The following is a 24,274-nucleotide window of genomic DNA, read 5'->3' on the forward strand; positions in this document are numbered from 1 at the left end:
ACAAGATTTGTAGGACGCGACTCTTCGGGGTTGTGTCCGACTTATCATTGGTCACCGCCGGCCCTTCGGGGTTGGTGGTTTCTGAACTCATGTGATTTCAAGTTTCTAAGAGCAAACGGTGGATGCCTTGGCATCTGGAGCCGAAGAAGGACGTCGTAATCTGCGATAAGCCTCGGGGAGTTGATAAACGAGCTGTGATCCGAGGATTTCCGAATGGGGAAACCCCGCCAGGCCCTTTGGGTGACCTGGTGACTCCCGCCTGAATGTATAGGGCGGGTAGAGGGAACGTGGGGAAGTGAAACATCTCAGTACCCACAGGAAGAGAAAACAACCGTGATTCCGTAAGTAGTGGCGAGCGAACGCGGATCAGGCCAAACCGGTCATGTGTGATACCCGGCAGGGGTTGCATGGTCGGGGTTGTGGGACCTTTCGGACTGTACTGCCGTGCAGTCACGGTGACGCGTATGCGATAGACGAACCGGATTGAAAGCCGGACCGGAGTGGGTGTGAGTCCCGTAGTCGAAATCGTGTGCGGCCCGGAGAGGGATCCCAAGTAGCACGGGGCCCGAGAAATCCCGTGTGAATCTGCCAGGACCACCTGGTAAGCCTAAATACTCCCAGATGACCGATAGCGGACAAGTACCGTGAGGGAAAGGTGAAAAGTACCCCGGGAGGGGAGTGAAATAGTACCTGAAACCGTTTGCTTACAAACCGTTGGAGCCAGTGTGATTCTGGTGACAGCGTGCCTTTTGAAGAATGAGCCTGCGAGTTAGTGATCTGTGGCGAGGTTAACCCGTGTGGGGGAGCCGTAGCGAAAGCGAGTCTGAATAGGGCGATTCAGTCGCAGGTCCTAGACCCGAAGCGAAGTGATCTATCCATGGCCAGGTTGAAGCGACGGTAAGACGTCGTGGAGGACCGAACCCACTTCAGTTGAAAATGGAGGGGATGAGCTGTGGATAGGGGTGAAAGGCCAATCAAACTTCGTGATAGCTGGTTCTCTCCGAAATGCATTTAGGTGCAGCGTTGCGTGTTTCTTGCCGGAGGTAGAGCTACTGGATGGCCGATGGGCCCCAACAGGTTACTGACGTCAGCCAAACTCCGAATGCCGGTAAGTGAGAGCGCAGCAGTGAGACGGTGGGGGATAAGCTTCATCGTCGAGAGGGAAACAACCCAGACCACCGACTAAGGTCCCTAAGCGCGTGCTAAGTGGGAAAGGATGTGGAGTTGCACAGACAACCAGGAGGTTGGCTTAGAAGCAGCCACCCTTGAAAGAGTGCGTAATAGCTCACTGGTCAAGTGATTCCGCGCCGACAATGTAACGGGGCTCAAGCACGCCACCGAAGTCGTGGCATTCGCACAATTCGATAGGCCTTCGTGGTCCAGTCGTGTGGATGGGTAGGAGAGCGTCGTGTGCCGGGTGAAGCGGCGGTGGAAACCAGCCGTGGACGGTACACGAGTGAGAATGCAGGCATGAGTAGCGAAAGACGGGTGAGAAACCCGTCCTCCGAAAGACCAAGGGTTCCAGGGTCAAGCTAATCTGCCCTGGGTAAGTCGGGACCTAAGGCGAGGCCGACAGGCGTAGTCGATGGACAACGGGTTGATATTCCCGTACCGGCGAAGAACCGCCCACACCAATCCAGTAATGCTAACCATCCGATACCACTCATAGTCTCCTTCGGGAGGCGCCGGGTGGTGGAGCGTGGGACCCGGTCTGGTGCGGTGAGCGTATTAACAGGTGTGACGCAGGAAGGTAGCCCAGCCCGGGCGATGGTTGTCCCGGGGCAAGCGTGTAGGCCGAGCGATAGGCAAATCCGTCGCTCATACAGGCTGAGACGTGACGCGGATGAAAAGTGGGTGATCCTATGCTGCCGAGAAAAGCATCGACGCGAGGTTCTAGCCGCCCGTACCCCAAACCGACTCAGGTGGTCAGGTAGAGAATACCGAGGAGATCGAGAGAATCGTGGTTAAGGAACTCGGCAAAATGCCCCCGTAACTTCGGGAGAAGGGGGGCCATCCACTTATACGGACGTGCTCCGGAAAGGGTGTGGTGGCCGCAGAGACCAGTGGGAAGCGACTGTTTACTAAAAACACAGGTCCGTGCCAAGTCGCAAGACGATGTATACGGACTGACGCCTGCCCGGTGCTGGAAGGTTAAGCGGAACGGTTAGCGACTTCGGTTGCGAAGCTGAGAAGTTAAGCCCCAGTAAACGGCGGTGGTAACTATAACCATCCTAAGGTAGCGAAATTCCTTGTCGGGTAAGTTCCGACCTGCACGAATGGCGTAACGACTTCCCAGCTGTCTCAACCGCGAACTCGGCGAAATTGCAGTACGAGTAAAGATGCTCGTTACGCGCAGAAGGACGGAAAGACCCCGTGACCTTTACTACAGCTTGGTATTGGTGTTCGGTGTGGCTTGTGTAGGATAGGTGGGAGACTTTGAAGCGGGCACGCTAGTGTTCGTGGAGTCGTTGTTGAAATACCACTCTGGTCACTCTGGATATCTAACTTCGAACCGTGATCCGGTTCAGGGACAGTGCCTGGTGGGTAGTTTAACTGGGGCGGTTGCCTCCCAAAAAGTAACGGAGGCGCCCAAAGGTTCCCTCAACCTGGTTGGCAATCAGGTGTCGAGTGTAAGTGCACAAGGGAGCTTGACTGTGAGACTGACAGGTCGAGCAGGGACGAAAGTCGGGACTAGTGATCCGGCAGTGGCTTGTGGAAGCGCTGTCGCTCAACGGATAAAAGGTACCTCGGGGATAACAGGCTGATCTTGCCCAAGAGTCCATATCGACGGCATGGTTTGGCACCTCGATGTCGGCTCGTCGCATCCTGGGGCTGGAGTAGGTCCCAAGGGTTGGGCTGTTCGCCCATTAAAGCGGTACGCGAGCTGGGTTTAGAACGTCGTGAGACAGTTCGGTCCCTATCCTCTGCGCGCGCAGGAAATTTGAGAGGATCTGACCCTAGTACGAGAGGACCGGGTTGGACGAACCTCTGGTGTGCCAGTTGTTCCGCCAGGAGCACCGCTGGTTAGCTACGTTCGGAATGGATAACCGCTGAAAGCATCTAAGCGGGAAGCCGGCCTCAAGATGAGATTTCCATCCCTTCGGGGTGAAGGCTCCCAGTAGACGACTGGGTTGATAGGCCAGATGTGGAAGCACCGCAAGGTGTGCAGCTGACTGGTACTAATACGCCGATAACTTGACAATCACTACACCCACACAGTTTTCGTAAGGCGTGTGTAGGTGGCCAAGATTTCTCGCGTCCACTCTGTGGTTCCCTTCAGACGGAAACACACATACAACTGCACAGCAGAAACCACACACCCCAAAACACAAGAACCGGGGGGTGTGTGCACCGAGACCACCAACCCCCACCCTGTGGGACGTGTTGGTTCTAGAGTTTCGGCGGCCATAGCGCGAGGGAAACGCCCGGACACATTCCGAACCCGGAAGCTAAGACTCGCAGCGCCGATGGTACTGCAGGGGCGACCCTGTGGGAGAGTAGGACACCGCCGGACACACATTCCAGAAGAGCCGCCCAACCATTGGGCGGCTCTTCTTGGTTTAACCACCACAACCTGCCCGCTCGTGAATCGGTGTGGGCGGTTCATGTGAGGATGGGCGCATGCCCGAAGCCGTCGAACCGTCTGCTGCTGCGGACGATTGGCGGGCGGCACTCGAGGCGCTGAGCGGCGGCGGAGATCCGCCCGCGATGCGCGATTCCGGCGACGGCGCAAAGGTGCGCGCGCTGGCACTCCAGTTCGAGTTGCGCCGGAGGCGCAGTCGCCGCGAGCACGACTGGCAGGGTCCGAAAGACGAGCCGGCGCGAGCCGGTGGTGCGGTCGATCGGCTCGGCATCCGCCCGGTTGCGGCTGGAGCCCGCGGCGCCTGGGTGAAGTCGGGACTCACCTGGCAGAACATCGGGTTCCAGGGCGCATCGCAGGGGTTCGACCCCGAGCAAGCCCGGTGGTTCGCCCAGCTCGCGCTCATCAAGGGGCGGAGCCCCTCGGTGTATACGAGCTACGGTTCGGAGTGGATCACGTTCGACGAGTACGACGGGCCGCTCGTCTGGGCGATGCTCGCCGATGCCGAGCGGCTCGGCATCGCGCTCGTCGGCTCGCCTGTCACTCCCGACATCCGGCTCCGCAGCCTTGCCGAGGTCGTGCTCGACGCGACCGACGATCTCGATGGGTTCCGACTCACCCCGACCGTCGTCTTCGACGGCGATCCTCGCACCGCAGTCGATGTGCGCCCGGTCGGCGTGCACGGACTCTACCGTTACGACTTCAGGGCCGGTCGCCTCGAGCTCGCGCCGACGGACGGCGCGCTCACCTCGGGGCAACTGGCAGCGATCGGCTCCCCCGAATCGGTGCGCGTGCCGTCGCCCGAGATCCCCGACTTCCTCGCGCGATCGTTCCACTCACTCGCCCGGCGGATACCGGTCACGAGCTTCGACGGCTCGTTCGAGCCGCCGCCGCTGCCGCCCGCGACCCTCGTCGCTCGGGTGCGGTTCGAGCCGGGCGAGGTCGCCCGACTCGATTGGCGGTGGGAACACGGCGACGGGCGTTCGACACCGGTCGAGACACCCGATTCACTCGCCTCGTTCGATCCGAACGCCGCAGGGGATCCCGGCGACCTCGACGTGCTGGCGCGTGTGCTCGACGAGCTCGTCGAGCTGCCAATCGCGCCGATCATCCTGCGCGGCGCGGACGCGCTCTGGCTCGCCGACCGGGTGCTGCCCGGGCTGCGGCGACTCGAGCGGGTGCGCCTCGACGTCGAGGGCGAGCCGCCGGGGGCCGAGGAGCTCGTCGGCGAGACGACCTTCACGATCCGCACGGTCGAGTCGACGAAGCCCGACTGGTTCGACCTCGGGGTCATGATCCGGGTCGCCGGGCGCACGATCCCGTTCATGCCGCTGTTCCGTGCGCTCGCGAAGGGCGAACGGCGGCTGCGGCTCGTCGACCGCAGCTACCTCGACCTCAGGCATCCGGCATTCGACCCGCTGCGCGACCTCCTCGAGGAAGCGGACGGCATCGAGGAGTGGGAGACCGGCGTGCGGGTGCATCGCACGCGTGCGAACGTCATGGCCGCGTTCGAGGACCTCGCCGAGTTCGAGGGGCCTGCGGTGGAGTGGCGCGCGCTCGTCGCAGGTCTCGAGCACGGCGCGGTCGAGCCGCTCGATGCGCCGGCCGGGCTCGCGCTTCCGCTCCGGCCGTATCAGCTCGACGGGTTCCGATGGCTCGCCTTCCTCCATCGCCACGGACTCGGCGGTGTACTCGCCGACGACATGGGACTCGGGAAGACGGCGCAGACGCTCGCGCTCGTCGCGCACGCGGTCGAGGCGCGAGGCGGGGCGGATGTCTCCGGTGCGCCGTTCCTCGTCGTCGCCCCGACCTCGGTCGCATCGAACTGGATCGCGGAAGCCGCCCGGTTCACGCCGGGGCTTCGGGCGGCATCCGTCACAGCGACGGGTCGCACACGTCGCGAGACGATCGCCGAGACCGCAGCCCGATCCGACATCGTCGTCACGACCTACGCCGTGCTCCGGCTCGAGGCCGCGGCGTTCGCAGCCGTCGAGTGGGGCGGGCTCGTGCTCGACGAAGCGCAGTTCGTGAAGAATGCCGCGACCAAAGCGCACGCGGCCGCACGAGACATCCGGGCGCCGTTCCGCCTCGCCGTCACCGGCACGCCCGTCGAGAACGACCTCTCGGAGCTCTGGGCGATCATGCGCCTCGTCGCGCCCGGACTCTTCCCGTCACGTCGAGCCTTCGATGAACGGTACCGCCGGCCGATCGAGCAGGACGGGAACACCGAGCGGCTCGAACGGCTGCGGACGCGCGTCCGTCCCCTCATGCTCAGACGGACGAAAGACCAGGTCGCCCCCGAACTCCCGGCCAAGCAGGAGCAGGTGCTCTCCGTCGAGCTCGCGCCCGCCCACAGACGCCTCTACGACGCGACACTCCAGCGCGAGCGCCAGAAGCTCCTCGGACTCGTCGACGACCTCGACCGACAACGGTTCATCGTGTACCGCTCGCTCACCCTGCTCAGGATGCTCGCGCTCGACGCTTCGCTCATCGGCACCGAGACGGGCGAGAACGTGCGTGCGGGTATCCCCTCGGCGAAGCTCGACGTGCTGTTCGAGCACCTCGACGACCTCATCGCCGAAGGCCACGGGGCGCTCGTGTTCAGCCAGTTCACGAGCTTCCTCGGCAAGGTCGGCGAACGATTGGAGGAACGGGGCATTGCGTTTGCGTGGCTCGACGGCTCGACGTCGGCCCGAGCGCGAGATGCCGCGATCGCCAGGTTCCGATCGGGCGAGGCATCCGTCTTCTGCATCAGTCTCAAAGCCGGCGGGTTCGGGCTCAACCTCACTGAAGCCGACTACGTGTTCCTCCTCGACCCATGGTGGAACCCCGCGAGCGAAGAGCAGGCGGTCGACCGCGCGCACCGCATCGGGCAGGACAAGCCCGTGAACGTCTACCGACTCGTCGCGAGCGGCACGGTGGAGGAGAAGGTCATGGCGCTCAAGGCGAAGAAGGGAGAACTCGTCGCGAAGCTGATCGCGCGCAGCGACGAGACGGATGCTTCGGGCGGTGCGAGCGGCGCGGAGGCCACGCTCCTCCTCGACGACCTGCGGGGGCTGCTCGACGGGTGAACATGCGGTGAGACCTGGGACGAAACGACGGATGCCCCAGGCCGGGGCCTGGGGCATCCGTCGATAGGCAGTCGGAGGCGGCTCTGAGGCTCAGGCGCGGCGACGGCGTGCGGCGAAGAGCAGTGCTCCGGCAACGGTCAGCATCACCACGGCGCCGACGGCGACACCCGCGTACTCGAAGCCGGTCGAGGCGAGACCGTTGCCCTCACCCTCGGGAACGGCGGCGACCGCGGCCGCCCCGGTGCCAGCGGGCGTCGTCGTCGACGGCGTCGACGGGTCGGGGACGTTCAGGCCGGTGAGCGGCGGCTCGGTCGTCTCGGTCGGCGCGGGCTTCTCCTTGTCGTCGGCAGGCGGAGTGGTCGTGACGGGCGGCGTGGTGGTCGCCGGGGGCGTCGTCGTGACGGGCGGTGTGGTCGTAGGCGGCGTGGTCGGCGTCACCGGCGTGCAGCTGAGCGAGGCGCGCCCGACCCACGGGTAGTTGTGGTGCTCGATGCCGCTGCCTTGCACGGTGAGGTTGCCGCCCACGTGGAGACGACCGTTCGTCGACGCCGTGACGAGGGTCGTGCTCGCGTCGGGCGCGAGGATCGAGCCGATGAACTGGCTCGATCCGCCGATGCTCACCGCCGAAGCATCCTGGAAGTTCCAGAGCACGCGCGACGACCAGTTGCCGATCGACGTCCCCGTGGGGCTGTCGACGCGAGCGCCGTTGGCATCGAACTGGTACGGCGCGAAGCTCACCGCGCCGCCGGTGACGTTGACGAGGATCGCAGCATCGGCAGGGATCGACGCGAACGTGACCTGGCCGACCAGGGCGAGCGTCGAGGCAGGAACGCTGAAGACCTGGAGCGAGGCGGACGACTTGCCCGTCAACGTCAGGTGGTCGCCCGCACGAGTCGCCTCGCCGTTCGCCGACTGCGACGCGAGCTCGGCGGAGGTGTCGTCGAGGACGGAGCCGAAGCCCGCGTTCGGCGCGAGTGCGGCAGCCTTGCCGAGCTTCGTGCTCAGCGTGCCGCCGTTGACGTCGACCGTGCCGGTGCTCGTGCCACCGACCGTGACCTTTGCGGCCGTGCCGAAGCCGACGTCGAGACGCGTGTCGGAAGCCACGACGAGGTTGCCGCCGACGGCGAGCATCTGCGAGTTCGCGCCCGGAGCGATACCCGACCCGCGGCCGACCGTGCCGACGTTGAACGTGCCGCCGTACTGCTTGTCGAACGTCGCGTTGCCGACGACGACGAGGAGCCCCTCGGACTCCGCGGACTCGCCGACCGCGGTGTAGTTTCCCTCGGCGAAGACGGCGACGCTGGAATCGGTGTACTGAGGAGTCGCGACCATGTTCGGCATCGAGCCGGGAGTCGGGCATGTCGCGGCCTGGGCCGCGGCCGCGGGGACATCGGGCCGAGGGCGGCGATGGCGACGACGCCGGCGGCGGCGATGCCGCTGGCCGCGAACGCCTTGAGGCGCGTGCGAGCGCTCGTGGTAGGGGTACGCACGGTGGGGAACTCCGTTCGGGTGATCATTCGGGCGTTGGTGCCGCAGGCCAGGAGGTACCTGCGCGGCGAGTTCGGGCCTCGCCGTCGCGCGATAGGGGCATCGCGTTCGGAGCACCGCGGCGCTCCGTGAAGGTGCAACCTCGGTGGCGGGTATACGACCTTCACATCAGAGATGGACGAACCCTCGCTTTATGACGCAAGTTGTGAGGGTTCTTTACCTCAAGTATGTCAGGACTCTTAACTATCACGTTTCGGGGGTGTCTCGCGCCGCTTTTCCCCAGGGCGCGTCCAAACCGATGCGAACCCGTGTCCGATGTCGCTCGATGACGATCATGAGGCTGCCGATCGCCCAGAGCGGCAGTTGGGTGAGGAACGCGATCCGGAACGCCTCGAGCGAGTACGTCGCGGGAGTGCCGGCGCCCTGCGCGTCCATCGCGACGCCGATGAGGAAGATCGCGACGAGACCCGCGATGAAGCCACCGCCGTTCACGATGCCCGTCGCCGTGCTCAGCCGGTGGCTCGGGTTGTGCGCACGCGCGTGGTCGAACGCGATCATCGACGCGGGCCCGCCCGTCGCGAGGGCGAGGGCGAGGGCGAAGAGCAACCACAGCGGCGCCGGGCCCGGCCACGCGACGACGGCGATCCAGGCGATCGCCTGCAGGCCGATCGTCGGCAGTACGAGCAGACGCGAACGCCGGAACGGATGCCGGCTCGACAAGGCCCCCATGACCGGGCCGACGAGCATGCCGAACACGACGAACGTGCTCAGCACGAGCGATGCCGTCGGCTTCGACAACCCCTCGCCCGCAGTGAGGAACGGGAACCCCCACAGCATGACGAACGCCGTGCCCGCGAACGGAGTCGTGAAGTGCGACCAGAACGCGAGCCGCGTGCCCGGGTGCGCCCACGACTCGCGGAACCCTTGGCGGAGGTCGGCGGAGGACCGGACGACCTGGATCGCTCCGGTTTCGGTGTTGACCGAAACATCCGCGGAACTCGTCGGAGGGTGATTGCGGATGATCGCGACGGTCAGGATCGCGAACAGCACGCCGAGCCCCGCGAGCGAGCCGAACGCGACCGACCAGGAAGTCGCGTGCAGCAGCGCCGCGAGCGGCAGCAGCGCGAGGAGTTGGCCCGCCTGACCCACGATCCCCGTGAGCTGCACGAGCAGCGGTGCGCGCTGCTGCGGGAACCACGTCGCGACGAGACGGAGGACGCTCGGAAACACCGCCGCATCGCCCGCCCCGATGAGGACTCGTGCCGCGATCGCCGTGGCGACGTCGGTCGAGAGCGCCATCACCGTCTGCCCCACCGCCATGAGGACCATGCCCACGGCCATGATCGGGCGGGCGCCGAAGCGGTCGAGCAGGAGGCCGACGGGGATCTGCATCGCGCCGTACACGAACAGCTGGATGACGGCGAAGAGCGACAGCGTCGAGGCATCCGCGTCGAACCGGATCGCCGCGTCGGCGCCGACCGATGACAGCGACGTGCGGTTCGTCACCGAGACGATGTAGCCCACGACCGCGACACTCCACACGAGCCACATGCGCCACGTCGGGGCGGGGGGCAGGGGCGAGACGGTCACAACGAGTTCAAGCCTACGCCTCGATCACTGCACCAGTCCGTGGTCGTACGCGTGGGCGATGACCTGGAGCCGTGACGCGAGCCCGAGCTTCGCGAGAATGCTCGAGACGTGCGACTTGACCGTCGACTCGCCGAGGAAGACCGCCTCGGCGATCTCCGCGTTCGAGAGCCCGCGCGCCGCGAGCAGGTACACCTCGCGCTCGCGACGGCTGAGCGGCTCGATCGCAGACCGGTCGGGCCGCCCGGTGTGCGGTGCGAGGTCGTGCACGAGTCGGACGGAGGTCGCGGGTGCGAAGACGGAGGTCCCGGCGTGCACCGTGCGGATCGCGGCGAGCAGCAGTTCCGGCTCGGCGTCCTTCATGATGAAGCCCGCGGCTCCCGCGTCGATCGCCTGGACGACGGCCGAGTCGGAGCGATGCGTCGTGAGGACGATGACGCGCGGGGCGGCGGATGTCGCCCCGCGCGCGCTCGCCAGGATGAGGCGCGTCGCGGTGATCCCGTCGGTGCCCGGCATGCGGATGTCCATGAGGATGACGTCGGGCGGGTCTGCCGCGGCGAGTTCGACCGCGCGGAGTCCGTCGGTCGCCGACCACGCCACGGCGAGGTCGGGCTGCGACTCGACGATCATGCGGATGCCCGCGCAGAAGAGGGCGTGGTCGTCGACGATCGCGACGGCGATCGGCTCGTTCATGCGGATGCCTCGACCGCCGCAGGCTCGGAGACCGGGACGAACGCCTGCACCACGAACCGGTCGGCTTCGTCGGGGTCGGCCCCGGCTGTGAGCCAGCCGCCTGCGAGTCGGGCTCGCTCCTCCATTCCACGGATGCCGAGGCCGCGAGTGATCGGCGGTGCGGGCAAGGGCACGCCACCGGATTCGCGGGCGCCAGACGGCGTGGTGGTCTCGACGAGGAGCGCGACGCCCGGCCCCCGCCAATCGAGCGAGCAGCGTGTGGAGGCGTCGCTGCCGGCGTGCTTGAGTGCGTTCGTGAGCGACTCCTGCACGATGCGATAGAGCATCGTGTCTTGCGTCGGTGAGAGCGGGCGCGGCTCGCCGAGTACCGACAGGTCGACTCGGTGTCCGGCACGTCGGATGCGCTCCGCGAGCGCGCCGACGCCTTCGAGACGACTCGTCGACGTCTCGAGCCGGTCACCGCCCGATTCGAGGAGCAGCCGCAGTTCGCCGAGCGACGATCGTGCCGTTTCGGCGATCGTCGTGAGTGTGCTCGACGTGCGCTCGGGCAGGTCGTCGTCGGACAATCGAGCGCCGTCGGCCTGCGCCGCGACGATCGCGAGCGAGTGCGCCATGATGTCGTGCACGTCTCGAGCGAGGCGTTCGCGCTCGCTCGCGACGGTGAGTTCGGCTTCGGCCACCGACAGTTCGCGTTCGAGCGACGCGAGTTCGCCGCGTGCTCGGGCGGATTCGCGGAGTGCCGCGAGGCCGGCCCCGGCAGCCCAGGCCGCGGCCGCGAGGAGGGCGGCGGCACCGATGACCGTCAGCATGCTCCGGAGGTCTTCGTTCGGGTCGGCATACGAGCCGAGCGCGGGGTGCCCGCCCCAGCCGAAGAACGGCACGATGAGCGTCATCGCTGCGCCCGCAGCCGCGACCGCGGCGACCGGCAGCGCGACCAGACGGACGCGACGCGTGCCGGACGCGCTGATCGCGCCGACTGCGAGCAGCACGGGGAGGTAGGCGGCCCAGCTCGTGGACTGGAAGCGGAACACCTCGACGCCCAGTTGGGCTGCGACGGTCACGGCGATCAGGGTGAGCGATGCGGTCGGCACGAGCCGCGAAAGCCCGATCGCGACGCCGAACGCGACGAACGGCACGGCCGCGACGAGCGCGAGCGCCGTGCCCTGAAGTGCCATGCCCATATGCGGCGCGTTTCCGAGCCGACCCGCCTCGGCGATGAGCCAGAGCACCGTGTAGGCGACGCCGGTGAGTGGAAGGAGCAGGTGCCCGAGGAGTCGCAGCGGGATCGTCATGGGCTCACGTTAGGCCGTCGGGTGCCGGGTGGGCCCGCGACGCAGGCGCTTTCCGTCCGGAGGACGACTGGATTCGGCCGACCGGCGGATCGGACGTCTCGGGGGAGACGCAGCGAGCGGATGCCCCGGGGCGGGACATCCGCTCGCTGCGGCTCGTGAGTCGTCAGTCGATCGCGCGCTCGGCCTCTGCCTCGAACGACTCCTCGATCCGTTCGACGGCCGCCGCCGCGTCTTCGGACGCGGTCGTGAGGGGCGCGCCCTGCGCGAGCGCGAGCTCGGCGTCGAGGTCGGTCGCGGCCTGCTCGAACTGCGAGTTGTAGAGCCGGTAGTACGCGCCCTTCGCAGCGATGAGCTCGTCGTGACCGCCCTGCTCGACGATGTCGCCGTGCTCCATCACGAGGATGAGGTCGGCGTCGCGGATCGTCGAGAGCCGGTGGGCGATGACGAACGAGGTGCGCCCCTCGCGGAGCGCCGCCATGGCGTGCTGCAGGAGCAGCTCGGTGCGGGTGTCGACCGAACTCGTCGCCTCGTCGAGGATGAGCACCGACGGCTGCGACACGAACGCGCGCGCGATCGTGATGAGCTGCCGCTCGCCCGCCGAGACGTTCGCCGCGTCTTCGTCGAGGACCGTGTCGTACCCGTCGGGCAGCGAGTGCACGAACCGGTCGACGTAGGTCGCCTTGGCGGCCGCCACGATCTCGTCGTCGGTGGCGGACTCACGGCCGTACCGGATGTTCTCGCGGATCGTGCCGGCGAACAGCCACGGGTCTTGCAGTACCATGCCCGTGCGGGCGCGGACGTCGTGTCGCGTGAGCTCGGCGATGTCTTGTCCGCTCACGAGGATGCGCCCGCCGTTGAGCTCGTAGAACCGCATGATGAGGTTCACGAGCGTCGTCTTGCCGGCACCGGTCGGCCCGACGATCGCGACGGTCTGCCCGGGTTCGACCCGGAACGAGAGATCGCGGATGAGCGGACGCTCGGGCGTGTAGGCGAACGAGACCCGGTCGAACACGATCGTGCCGTCGCCGTCGACCGCCGCAGGCGCGTCGGCGGCGTCGGGCTCCTGCTCGTCTTGGTCGAGGAGTTCGAACACGCGCTCGGCCGACGCCGTGCCCGACTGGACGACCGCGGCCATGCCGCCGAGCTCGGACAGCGGCTGCGTGAACTGTTGCGAGTACTGGATGAACGCCTGCACGTCGCCGAGGCGGAGCTGGCCGCCCGCGATCATGAGCCCGCCGAGGACGGCGATGCCGACGTAGGTCAGGTTTCCGATGAACATCATGCCGGGCATGATGATGTTCGAGAGGAACTGGGCCTTGAACGACGCCTGGTAGAGCTCTTCGTTCTCGGCCTTGAACGCCTCGAGGCTCGCCTGCTCGCGGCCGAAGACCTTGACGAGCGCGTGGCCCGAGAAGGACTCTTCGACGCGCGCGTTGAGGCGGCCGACCTTGCGCCACTGGATGCCGAACGCCTGCTGCGACTTGGGCCCGATGACGCCGAAGATCACGCCCATGAGCGGGAGCGCGACGAGTGCGACGAGCGAGAGCTGCCACGAGATCGAGAACATCATGATGAGGACGCCCGCGACCGTGAGGACGGCCGTGAGGGCGCCCGACAGGGATTGCTGCATCATCTGCGTGATGTTGTCGATGTCGTTCGTGACGCGGGAGATGAGTTCCCCGCGCTGGACCTTGTCGAAGTAGCTGAGGGGCAGGCGGTTGATCTTCGCCTCGACCTGCTCGCGCAGGCGCCACATCGTGCGGACCATGATGACGTTGATGACGTAGCCCTGGATCCACGACAGCAGCGACGCCGCGAAGTACAGCGCGAGCACGAGGATGATGACCTGGCTGAGGCGCACGAAGTCGATGCCCTCGCCGGCGACGACGCCCGCTTTCTCGACGATGTTCGCGAGCTCGCCCTGGCCCGCGGCGCGGAGCCCTTCGACGGCCTGCTCGGTCGTCGTGCCCTCGGGGATCTGCTTGCTGATGACGCCCGCGAAGATGAGATTGGTCGCCTCGCCGAGCACTCGCGGCCCGAGCACCGTGAGGACGACGCCGAGGGCACCGAGCACGGAGACGAACGCGAACGCCCACTTGTGGGGGGCGAGCAGCCCGAGGAGCCGCTTGAAGCTCGGCCAGAAGTTCTGCGCCTTGCCGGGCGCGAGGCCGCCGCCGCTCCAGTCGTCGGCGGCGATGCGGGCCTTGTCGGCGAGCTCTTGCTCGAGGCGCTCTTCTTCGGTCAGGGGGGCCTGCTCGACCGGGGCCCTCTTCGCCCCGCGTTTCTTGTCGCCGCCGGCGAGGTCGGTGCGGTTCTGGTCGGTCATCGTGCGGCCTCCGCTCCGAGCTGGGATTCGACGATCTCGCGGTAGGTCTGGCTCGCCTCGAGCAGTTCTTCGTGGGTGCCGAGCCCGACCATGCCGCCGTCGTCGAGCACGACGATGCGGTCGGCGTCGGTGATCGTCGAGACGCGCTGGGCGACGACGATCTTGGTCACCTCTGGGAGCTCTCTCCAGAGGGCGTGCCTGAGGTTGGCGTCGGTCGTGAGGTCGAGCGCCGAGAACGAGTCGTCGAAGACGAGGACGCCGGGGTTGTGCACGATCGCACGCGCGATCGCGAGGCGCTGGCGCTGGCCGCCCGAGACGTTGGTGCCGCCCTGGGCGATGCGGGCGGAGAGCCCGCCCTCCATCTCGGCGACGAACTCGCGCCCCTGGGCGATCTCGAGCGCGTGCCAGAGCTCTTCGTCGGTCGCGTCTTCGCGCCCGAACCGGAGGTTGGACGCGACCGTGCCGGCGAACAGGAACGGGCGCTGCGGGACGAGGCCGATCGACTTCCACAGCACGTCGAGGTCGGCGTGCCGCACGTCGACGCCGCCGACGAGGACCTCGCCCGAGGTGACATCGAAGAGGCGGGGGATGAACGAGACGAGCGTCGTCTTGCCGGCGCCCGTCGATCCGACGATCGCGACGGTCTCGCCCGGCTCGGCGCGGAACGTGATGCCGGAGAGCACGGGCTGCTCGGCGCCCGGGTAGGTGAACGACGCGTTGCGGAACTCCACCGCGCCGGGCGCCGGGAACGAGGCGACCGGGTTCTCGGGGCGGGCGAGCGTCGTCTCGACGTCGAGCACCTCGCCGATGCGGTCGGCGGAGACCGCGGCCCTCGGGATCATCATCATCATGAAGCTCGCCATGAGCACGCCGCCGAGGATGAGCCCGATGTACTGCATGAAGGCGAGCAGCGTGCCGATCTGGACGGTGCCCTTGTCGACCTCGACCGCGCCGAACCAGATGACGGCGATCGTCGTGACGTTGAGGATGAGCATGAAGAGCGGGAACAGCAGCACGAAGAGCGACCCGACCTTGCGGCCGACGACCATGATGTCGGTGTTCGCCGCGCGGAAGCGCTCTTCTTCGATGGGTTCGCGCACGAACGCGCGGACGACCCGGATGCCCGTGAGCTGCTCGCGCATGATGCGGTTCACGCCGTCGAGCTTCTGCTGGTAGCTGCGGAACAGCGGCACCATCCGGCTGATGATGAGCCCGGCGATGACGAGGAGGACGGGGACGGAGACGCCGATGATCCAGCTGAGGCCGACGTCTTGCTGCAGCGCCATGATGATGCCGCCGATCGCGAGGAGCGGCGCCGTGATGAGGAACGTCGCCGCCATCATCGCGAGCATCTGGACCTGCTGCACGTCGTTCGTGTTGCGGGTGATGAGGGAGCCGGGGCCGAACCGTGACACCTCGCGCTCGGAGAAGCCCGACACGCGCTGGTAGATGTCGTTGCGGAGGTCTCGGCCGAGCTGCATCGCGGCCCGCGCTGCGAAGTACGTGGCGATGATCGACGCGATGATCTGGCCGAGCGAGATGGCGAGCATGAACCCGCCGTTCGACCAGATGTAGCCGACGTCGCCCTGCGAGACGCCCTTGTCGATGATGTCGGCGTTGAGGCGTGGCAGGTAGAGGCTCGCGAGCGCCGACAGGAACTGGAAGACCAGGACCCCGATGAGCAACGGCCAATACGGTTTCAGATAGCGGAAGAGGAGTTTTCCGAGCACGTGCTTCTCCGAACGGTTCGTGGCGCAGGTCGTGCGCGGTTTCCATTCTGGCGGCACCCGCCGACAGCGACCGACCGCGTGCTACGCGGAGGGCGAACAGCCCGGAAGCGGCAGGAATCGTCCGGAATCGCGCGGCGACGAGACATCCGGATGCCTGTCAGTACCACCCCGCCGACTGGATCTGCGCCCACGCTCCGCACGGATTGCCGTAGCGGCCCGCGATGTAGTCGATGCCCCACGAGATCTGCGTCGCGGGGTTCGTCTGCCAATCGGCGCCGTGCGAGGCCATCTTCGAGCCCGGGAGCGCCTGCGGGATGCCGTAGGCGCCGGTGCTCGGATTCCCGGCGAGGGGATTCCAGTGCGATTCGTAGTTCCACACCGCCACGAGGCATCCGAACTGGTCGTCGCCCCAGCCGTAGCGCGACGCGATCATGTCGCGAGCGATCGCCTGCGACTCGCTCGGGCTCGCAGGCGGCGCCGGGTTCCCGCCGCCGCCGCCGCCTCCGCCTCCGCTGTTCGAGCGCTCGGCCTGCTCGGCCGCGGCGCGCTCTGCTGCGGCCTGCTCGGCGGCGATCCGCGCGGCCTCCTCGGCTGCCTTCCGTTCGGCCTCGAGCCGGTCGAACTCGGCGACGGCCGCGGTGACGTCGGCCGACTGCGCGGCCGCGACGCGCACGAGCGCGTAGAGACGTTCGGGGGCGATGAGGTCGCGCGCGTCGAGCTGCGCGACGGTCGCGGCGAGCGCCGAGGCATCCGTCTTCCCGGCGGCCGCGTCGACGACCGCGCGCGCGGCTTCGAGCGCGTCTTCCGCCGCGCCCTCGGCGCGCGATTTCAGGATGTCGGGGCCGACCGAAAGCTGATCGTGCTCGAGGTCCGCGGCCGACGTGAGGGCGGCGGTCTCGGCGATGCGCTGCTGCTTCTCGGCGAAGCTCGATTGCGCGAGGAACCCGGTGCCGCCCGTCGCGGCGAGGCCGAAGACGGCTGCGGAGGCGATGAGGGCGCGCACGCTGCCGCGCCATCCTCGTCGTCCGATGAGCTGTTCGGGTTCGGTCAGTCGGGTCGAGTCGGAACGGGTGTGGCTCATGCGGATCCCCCCGGGCCGCGCGCCGCATACGCATCGGTCCGTTGTGTTCGGCGGTGGCGCCCCGAGGGTAGGAACCCGGGGGCGCTCCTGACCCGGGTCACAGTACGCGAGGCATCCTCAGAGCCGCAACCCCCGTTCGAGGTTCGCGGAAGCACGTACTGCGCGGCGGAGGATCACCCGCCCGTGTGCGACACGAGCGACAGGAGGAACACCCAGACGCACACGTACAGCAGCATCCACAGGCTGTACTTGATGACCCCGCGCAGGATCTCGCCCTCGCGGCCGATGAGCCCCACGGCGCCCGCCGCGATCGCGATCGACTGCGGAGACACGAGCTTCGCGACCGTGCCGCCCGCCGTGTTCGCGGCCACGAGGAGGGTCGGGTCGACGCCGATCTGGTTCGCCGTGACCGTCTGCAATCCCGCGAACAGCGTGTTGTTGTTGACGACCGAGCCCGTGATGAACACGCCGAACCATCCGATGATGGGCGCGAACAGCGGGAAGATGATGCCGACCGCCGCGAGCGCGTTGCCGATCGACGCCGACCCGCCCGAGAAGTTCGCGATGTTCGCGACGACGAGGATGAGCGCGATGAGGATGATCGGCCGCCACAGGTCGTGCAGCGTCGCGACGAACTGCTCCCACAGGTCGTGCCGTTTGAGCTTCGGCGTCACGAAGAAGCTGATGAGCACGGCGATGAGGATGGCCGTTCCCGTCGCGTTGACGGGCGTGAACGCCCATGCGGCCGCCGACGGGGCATCCGCGCCGTACGGCACGACGACCCCGTTGACGCCGGGGATCGGCACGTTGAAGACGAGCCCCGACAGCCGGCCGTCGGGAGCGACGAAGAGGTTCTTGAACCACGGGATCGACCACACGAAGATCACCGCGGTCAGGATGTAGAAGGGGCTCCACGCGATGAGCACCTCGTTGAACTCGAGCGACTTCGGCTCGGGCACCGCGCCGCCGTCTTCGCGGAAGACGCGCTTCGGCTTCCAGACCCGCCCGAACATGAAGACCGCGACCATCGTCGCGAGGCCCGGCAGGATGTCGGCGAGCTCCGGCCCGAGGGTGAGCAGGATCCCCGCCTGCACGATGCTGAACGTGAGCGCGACCACGAGGGTCATGGGCCACGTCTCGCGGATGCCCCGCCACCCGTCGAGCATGAGCACGAGGAGGAACGGCGTCGCGAGCGACAAGAGCTGCAGCACGAGCACCATGAAGAAGCTCAGGTCGAGGACGTCGACCCCGCCGACCTGTGCGCCCACGATGACCGGGATGCCGATCGCGCCATAGGCGCCCGCCGCGACGTTCGCGACGAGCGAGAGCACCGAGGCCTTCACCGGCCCGAAGCCGAGCTGCACGAGGAGGGCCGCGCAGATAGCGATCGGCACGCCGAAGCCCGCCGCGCCCTCGAGGAACGCGCCGAAGGCGAACGAGATGAGGAGCACCTGGATGCGCTGGTCGGGCGAGATGCCGGAGATCGATTCGCGGATGGTGTCGAAGTGCCCGCTCTTCACGGTGAGCTTGTACAGCCAGACCGCCATCACGATGATGTACGCGATCGGCCAGATCGCCGTCAGGATCCCCGCGAGCCCGGCGCCGGCGATCGAGCCGAGCGGCATCCCGAACGGGAAGATCGCCACGCAGATCTCGAGCACGACGGCGATGACACCGGCGGTGAGGCCCTTCATCTTGAAGACCGTCAGACAGATGAGGAAGACGAAGATGGGAATCGCGGCGATGACCGCCGATAGCCACAGCTGACCGAGCGGATCGATCGTCTGTTCCCACATGGAACCCTCCCCCGAGGTCGCACCGTGCCCGATGCGGTCAGAGTATCGGCGGAATCGCGCCCGTGGGAAGAGGCGCGTCAGGGCGGGCACGGATGCCGCATCCGCGCGCGAGGCGTACGCTGACCGCCGAACGGATGTGGTCGACGGATTCGTCAGGGGGACCGATGCCGTACTTTGTCATCGAGCGCAATTACGCGGAGGAGCTGCTTCCGACGCCCGAGGCCGCCGCCGGCGTCAACCTCGTCAACGAGGACGTCGACGTGCGCTGGCTCTTCTCGTTCCTCTCCGTCGACGGCAGGCGCACGTACTGCCTGTACGAAGCGCCGTCGATCGAGGCGATCCGGATCGCCGCGCACCGTGCGGGCCTGCCCGCCGACGTCATCACCGAGGTCGACCGGCGGATCCTGCCGACGGGAACGCTCGAACCGATCGGGTGAGCGGCAGCGCGGGCGCGCTCACGCGCGATCGCGATCGACGGATGCCTCGCGCTCGCCGGAGCGGTCCGCGAGCCCGCGTTCGTGTGCGAAGCGCGCGGCCTGCGTGCGGTTGGTCGCACCGGTCTTCGTGAGGATCGCGCGCACGTGGTTCGCCGCCGTGTGCTCGCTGATGACGAGCCGGGCGGCGATGTCGCGGTTGCTGAGCCCCTCGGCGACGAGGACGATGACTTCGACCTCGCGCGGCGTGAGCGCACCGCCATCCGGATGCCCCTCGCTCGTCGCCCTCGCGTCGTCGAGCATGCGCAGGACCCGCGCGAGCCCGGCGGGCTCGGCGATCGCGCGGGCCCGCTCCGCGAAGCGGCGCGCATCGGGCGAGCCCGGAGCGATGCGCTCCAGGTGTCGCGCCGCCGACGCGAGCGCGAGTGCGGCGTCGAGCGAGGCATCCGTGCGTTCTGCCAGACCGAACGCCGCGTCGTAGCGCCCGAGCGGATCGCCCTCGCCGCAGAGCGACTCGAGGTCGCCGAGGTGCCGGTCGGCCGCGCCGAGCGGCGCGACGAAGAACCCCGACATGAGGTTCAGGCCCGAGAACTCCTCGAGCCACGGCCGAAGGCGCGCGGCCGTCTCGGCATCGTCCAGGAACACGGCCGCCTCCGCGAGGAACGCGAGCCGAACAGGCCAGTCGCTCGACTCCTGCTGGTCCAGGCCGTGCGCGAGCATCCAATCGAGGACGCGCCGCGCGGGCTCACGCAGCCCGAGCTGCGTGTACAGCGCGAGCAGTCCCGGCGCCCAGCGCTCGGTCGGCGACTCGTCGCCCGTCACGAGCCTGCGGATGCGTTCGAGCCCGCCCGTCTCGCGGCGTACGAGATAGTCCTGCAGCGCGCCGACGCCCGGGTCCGCGTCGTCGCGGAACTGGCGCTCGCCTGATTGCGCCCGCCGGAGCGCCTGCTCCGCCTCGGCGAGGCGACCGCCCGAGAGTGCGCGCCCGAACCGCACGCACTCGAGCCAGTACGACCAATGCCGACCCCACGCGCGGGCGACGTCGACGAGGTCGCGCTCGGACCGCTCCAACAGCGCCCGGTCGCCCACGATGTACGCGTTCGCGGTCTGATGCAGCACCGCGGCGCCCCGCCACTCCCCGCGCGGAGACGTGAGCGCCCGGAACTCGGCGAGCCGCTCGAGCCGCTCGGCGATCCCCTTCGGGCGGAACGTGAGCGAGCACGCCGCGCGGAGCGCGAAGGCCAGCACGATCGGGTCTCCGTGGCGTCGCGCGAGCGCGATCGCCCGATCGGCGAGCCGCTCGGCCCCGTCCACGTCGCCCGTCATCGCCGTCGCGCGCGCGAGCGAGGCCTGCCCCTCGATGCACAGCGGATCGCCGCCGTCGGTCGGGATCGACTCGAGTGCGGTCATGAGCAACTCGACGGCCCGATGGCCGAGCAGTCCCGGACGCCACGAGGCGTCCTCGTAGCCGATCGCCGCCCGCACCCGAAGCCGGGGACTTCCCGTCGCGGCGACCCGTTCGTAGAGGTCGCGTGCGCGCGGGGTGTTGGAGGCGAGCGTCCAGCGATCGGCCGCGAGTACGAGGAGCTCGGCGCGCTCGTCGGCGTCGGACGAGATCTCCGCCGCGCGCTCCGAGAGCCGACCGGCGTCCTCGTACGCGAACCCCTCGACGGCGAGCTCCGCGGCACGCGCGAGGTAGGTGACCGCCCGGTCGCCGTACCCGAGGGCGCGCGCCGCCGAATAGTGGTGGGCGAGCCGTTGCACGAGCCGCGGAGCGGCGGGGAAGTCGGCCTCGAGGGTCTCGGCGATGCGAGCGTGGATGCGGAGCGCACCGGTCGTCGGCACGAGGTCGAGGATCGCCTGGCGTGCGATCGCGTGCGGGAAGCGGTACCGGTCGCCGTCCGCGCGCGGCGGCTCGAGGAGGCCGGTCTCGACGATCGCGTCCATCGCCGCCAACGTGACGTCGACGGGGGCCGCGCTGATGCCGAGGACCTCGACGAGATCGACCTCCTGGCCGAGGACCGCCGCGAGCTCCAGCACCGGGCGATATGCGGGGTCGAGGCGCACGAGCCGAGCCCGCACGAGATCGCCCACCGAGTCGGGCAGCTCGACCATGCCCCCGCCCTCGTGGAGGTCGGCGTCGAGCACGGGCCGCCACATCGCCCGCAGGAGGAACGGGTTGCCGCCCGTGAGCTCGCCGAGGACCGCCGCCGGCAGCCTCGCCTCCGCAGGCGCGATTCCCCGCGGATCGACACGTAGGCCGCGATGTCCTCCGCCGAGAGCGGCGCGAGGTCGAGGCGGGCGAGCCCGTTCAGCCGGCCGAGGCGGGCGAGGGCGTCCGCGAGCGGACCGGAGCGGTCGGGCGGAGCGTTCCGCAGTGCGCCCACGACGAGCACCCGTCGCTCGGCGGTCCGCTCGACGAGCCGCACCAGGAGTTGGATCGCGTCGGGCCCCGCCCACTGCAGGTCGTCGAGCACCAGGACGAACGGGCGCGCGTCGGCCGCCGCGACGACCAGGTCGACGACGGCGTCGAAGAGCGGCTCGCGACCGGAGTCCGGCGCGGCATTCGCGCCGGCGGTCCTCGAGTCGGGACCGGCCGACCCCGTGACATCCCGACCCTCCTCGGCGACGCCCGCCAGCAGCCGCCGCGCGGCCTCGACCGTCGCGAGCTCGGCCGGCGACGAGACATCCGCCCCCTCGATCGCGAGCAGCGACCTGAGCGCCTGATCGAACGGCTCGAACGCCCGCCCGATCTCCTGCACGCACGAGCCGAACAGCACCGCCCCGCCGTCGCTCGCGATGCGCGCGCACGCCTCGCTCACGAGGCGCGACTTGCCCGAGCCGGGCTCGCCGCCGACGAACACGGCACGGCCGACGCCGCGCCGGGCGTCGTCCCACGCCTCGTCGAGCGCCGCGACCTCTTCGCGTCGACCGACGAACGGCGGCTGGCCGGAGGCGGTCCAACCCGCCGGGAGCGGCGGTGCGGGCCATTCCCGCATGAGGCTCACGATACGCCCGGGCGGGCGAGCGGTCGATGACGCGAAATCACTAGACGGCGCGGGTCGGCGGGGCGCCGAAGATGGGCGGTCCGGGTCATGTCGCGCGGGCGCGGGCTGCCTAGCGTGTCGCCTGGCGACACTCGCCCGAGTGCGCCGAGGCAAGGCAAGCAAGAGAGGAGGTCGGGACATGAACGCTCGACTGCTCGCGGCGCTCCCGGCCGTCGTCGCGATCGGCGTCCTCGCCGGATGCGGCCTGACGGAGGGCGGCGACATCGGCAAAGCCGGCGCCGTGGTCCGCCTCGGGTCGACGTCGGTCTGCAGCGCACCCGACTACATCAAGGAGCGCGCCCCCGAGGGCCTCTGCGACGACGAGATCGACGCGGACGACGTCGTCGACGACGACCTGTCGCCGCTGAACCCGGACCCGCGCTGAGGATCCGGCGAGGCACACCCGGGGGGACCGTGCGGGCGGTCCCCTTCGTCGTGCCCGAGCCCGGCCCGCTTCGGCGAGAATGGCTCGCGGAGGTCGACGATGATCCGAACGCACGAGGTGTCGAACCAGGTTCCCGCGAGGGAGGGGCTCGACGAGTTCGCCGTGAACGCGCCCCTTGTCGAGGCGGTCGCGAAATGGGGCACGGATGCCTCGTCCGCACGCCTCGGGGCGGCGGGTCGTCTCGTCGGCTCGGCCGCCTTCCAGCGCGACGCCGAGCACGCGAACACCCGCCCGCCAGTGCTGCACTCGCACGACCGGTGGGGCCGACGGATCGACGAGGTCGAGTACGACGACTCGTACCACCGCATCATCGGCGCGGCCGTCGCGGCGGGCGCGCACACGTCGGCGTGGGCCGAGCCCGCGCCCGGCGCGAACGTCGACCGGGCCGCGGCGTTCATGCTGTTCGCCCAGATCGAGCCCGGGCACGCATGCCCGGTCTCGATGACCCACGCCGCCGTGCCGACGCTGCGGCTCGGCGCGCAGGGGCTCGTCGACGACTGGATGCCCCGGCTGCTCTCGCGCGAGTACGAGCCCGCGCTCGGGACATCCGCGTCTCCCAAGCGCTCCGCGCTCCTCGGCATGGCGATGACCGAGAAGCAGGGCGGCTCCGACGTGCGCGCCAACACGACGGTCGCCGAGGTCACGGGCGACGACGACCGGTGGGGGCGGCGCGTGTCGATCACGGGTCACAAGTGGTTCTGCAGCGCGCCCATGAGCGACGCGTTCCTCGTGCTCGCGCAGACGCCCGCGGGGCTCAGCTGCGTGTTCGTGCCACGGGTGCTCCCCGACGGGACGCGCAACGAGTTCCGCATCCAACGGCTGAAGGACAAGCTCGGCAACCGCTCGAACGCGTCGAGCGAGATCGAACTCGACGGCACGACCGGGTGGATCGTCGGCGAAGAAGGACGCGGCGTCGCGACGATCGTGCAGATGGTCACGCACACGCGCCTCGACTGCGTGCTGGGGTCGGCGGCAGGGATGCGCCAGGCCGTCGCCGAGGCCGCGTGGCACGTGCGGCACCGGGCGGCGTTCGGGTCGCTCCTCGTCGACCAGCCCGCGATGCGGGCCGTCGTCGCCGATCTCGCCCTCGAGTCCGAGGCGGCGACGTGGACGGCGATGCGGCTCGCGCGGGCGTATGACGATGAGGATGCATCGGAGCAGGCGTTCCGGCGGCTCGCGACCGCCGTCGCGAAGTACTGGGTCTGCAAGCGCGGCCCCCAGCACGCGTATGAAGCCCTCGAATGCCTCGGCGGCAACGGGTACACCGAGGCGTGGCCGCTCGCGCGCCGCTACCGCGAGCAGCCGCTCCTCGCGATCTGGGAGGGATCGGGCAACGTCATCGCCCTCGACCTCCTGCGGGTGCTCGGCCGCGAGCCCGAGGCGTACGAGGCGTTCTTCGCCGTCGTCGGCGCGGCCGAGGGGCGGCACGCCGCGTTCGACGCCGCGCTCGCCGAGGCCAAGGCGCTCGTGCGCGAACTCGCCCGCTCGCTCGCCGACGACCCGTCCGGGGCCACCGCCGCGCTCCGCGCGCGGGAGCTCGCCGAACGCCTCGGGCTCGTCCTGCAGGCGTCGCTCATGCTCGAGCACGCGCCGGGCGAGGCATCCGCCGTGTTCTGCGACTCCCGCCTCGGCGGACGCGGCTTCTCGCAGTACGGCGCGCTGCCCGCGGGCGCCGACCTCGGGGCGATCCTCGCGCGGGCGTGA

At 68.6% G+C, this 24,274-nt stretch carries 13 protein-coding genes, 2 rRNA genes and 1 pseudogene; 6 read left to right on the forward strand and 10 right to left on the reverse strand.

The window, feature by feature from the left end; genetic code table 11:
* The first annotated feature begins 95 nt into the window (after window positions 1-95).
* From ET445_RS06245 to ET445_RS06255, 3 genes are all read left to right on the forward strand, one after another.
* Window positions 96-3,203, forward strand: a 23S ribosomal RNA gene (locus ET445_RS06245).
* Between the two features lie 194 nt (window positions 3,204-3,397).
* Window positions 3,398-3,514: ribosomal RNA gene (gene rrf / locus ET445_RS06250) — 5S ribosomal RNA — on the forward strand.
* Between the two features lie 107 nt (window positions 3,515-3,621).
* The gene (locus ET445_RS06255) at window positions 3,622-6,651 is read left to right on the forward strand and encodes a DEAD/DEAH box helicase (RefSeq protein WP_129189832.1); all 3,030 of its coding nucleotides are present in this window, start codon (window positions 3,622-3,624) and stop codon (window positions 6,649-6,651) included.
* A gap of 90 nt (window positions 6,652-6,741) precedes the next feature.
* Here ET445_RS06255 and ET445_RS06260 read toward each other — a convergent pair whose 3' ends face one another.
* From ET445_RS06260 to ET445_RS06295, 8 genes are all read right to left on the reverse strand, one after another.
* Window positions 6,742-7,983 carry a choice-of-anchor A family protein gene (locus ET445_RS06260; protein ID WP_165314314.1) on the reverse strand — a complete coding sequence of 414 codons (1,242 nt, stop codon included), beginning with the start codon at window positions 7,981-7,983 and terminating at the stop codon, window positions 6,742-6,744.
* Between the two features lie 402 nt (window positions 7,984-8,385).
* Window positions 8,386-9,690, reverse strand: a complete 1,305-nt coding sequence (locus ET445_RS06265; RefSeq protein WP_129192437.1) for an MFS transporter — start codon at window positions 9,688-9,690, stop codon at window positions 8,386-8,388.
* A 63-nt stretch (window positions 9,691-9,753) separates the two neighbouring features.
* The gene (locus ET445_RS06270) at window positions 9,754-10,419 is read right to left on the reverse strand and encodes a response regulator (RefSeq protein WP_129189836.1); all 666 of its coding nucleotides are present in this window, start codon (window positions 10,417-10,419) and stop codon (window positions 9,754-9,756) included.
* Window positions 10,416-11,099, reverse strand: coding sequence for a sensor histidine kinase (locus tag ET445_RS18610; RefSeq protein WP_424922887.1), 684 nt, complete (start codon window positions 11,097-11,099; stop codon window positions 10,416-10,418). Before ET445_RS18610 ends, ET445_RS06270 begins: the two co-directional genes overlap by 4 nt.
* 775 nt (window positions 11,100-11,874) lie before the next feature.
* Window positions 11,875-14,037, reverse strand: a complete 2,163-nt coding sequence (locus ET445_RS06280; protein WP_129189840.1) for an ABC transporter ATP-binding protein — start codon at window positions 14,035-14,037, stop codon at window positions 11,875-11,877.
* The gene (locus ET445_RS06285) at window positions 14,034-15,767 is read right to left on the reverse strand and encodes an ABC transporter ATP-binding protein (RefSeq protein WP_129189842.1); all 1,734 of its coding nucleotides are present in this window, start codon (window positions 15,765-15,767) and stop codon (window positions 14,034-14,036) included. Before ET445_RS06285 ends, ET445_RS06280 begins: the two co-directional genes overlap by 4 nt.
* A gap of 157 nt (window positions 15,768-15,924) precedes the next feature.
* Window positions 15,925-16,848, reverse strand: a complete 924-nt coding sequence (locus ET445_RS06290; protein ID WP_129189845.1) for an aggregation-promoting factor C-terminal-like domain-containing protein — start codon at window positions 16,846-16,848, stop codon at window positions 15,925-15,927.
* A gap of 173 nt (window positions 16,849-17,021) precedes the next feature.
* Window positions 17,022-18,644 carry an L-lactate permease gene (locus ET445_RS06295; RefSeq protein WP_129189847.1) on the reverse strand — a complete coding sequence of 541 codons (1,623 nt, stop codon included), beginning with the start codon at window positions 18,642-18,644 and terminating at the stop codon, window positions 17,022-17,024.
* Between the two features lie 164 nt (window positions 18,645-18,808).
* Between ET445_RS06295 and ET445_RS06300 the strand changes: the two genes are divergently transcribed.
* A complete protein-coding gene (locus ET445_RS06300) occupies window positions 18,809-19,081 on the forward strand; it encodes a DUF4242 domain-containing protein (protein WP_129189848.1) in 273 nt (90 codons plus the stop codon).
* Window positions 19,082-19,099: 18 nt separating this feature from the next.
* Here the strand turns inward: ET445_RS06300 and ET445_RS17565 are convergent, their stop codons facing one another.
* Both ET445_RS17565 and ET445_RS18615 read right to left on the reverse strand, forming a co-directional pair.
* Window positions 19,100-21,226: a LuxR C-terminal-related transcriptional regulator gene (locus ET445_RS17565; RefSeq protein WP_129189850.1), complete on the reverse strand. Its 2,127-nt coding sequence runs from the start codon at window positions 21,224-21,226 to the stop codon at window positions 19,100-19,102.
* A 296-nt stretch (window positions 21,227-21,522) separates the two neighbouring features.
* Window positions 21,523-22,350: pseudogene (locus ET445_RS18615) on the reverse strand (ATP-binding protein); the annotation flags it as partial.
* Here ET445_RS18615 and ET445_RS06315 point away from each other — a divergent pair.
* Together ET445_RS06315 and ET445_RS06320 are read left to right on the forward strand one after the other, a co-directional pair.
* A complete protein-coding gene (locus tag ET445_RS06315) occupies window positions 22,265-22,510 on the forward strand; it encodes a hypothetical protein (RefSeq protein WP_129189852.1) in 246 nt (81 codons plus the stop codon). The pseudogene ET445_RS18615 and the gene ET445_RS06315 sit on opposite strands and share 86 nt — an antisense overlap.
* Window positions 22,511-22,609: 99 nt before the next feature.
* Window positions 22,610-24,274, forward strand: coding sequence for an acyl-CoA dehydrogenase family protein (locus tag ET445_RS06320; RefSeq protein ID WP_129189854.1), 1,665 nt, complete (start codon window positions 22,610-22,612; stop codon window positions 24,272-24,274).

This window comes from Agromyces protaetiae (genome assembly GCF_004135405.1).
Classification (GTDB): domain Bacteria; phylum Actinomycetota; class Actinomycetes; order Actinomycetales; family Microbacteriaceae; genus Agromyces; species Agromyces protaetiae.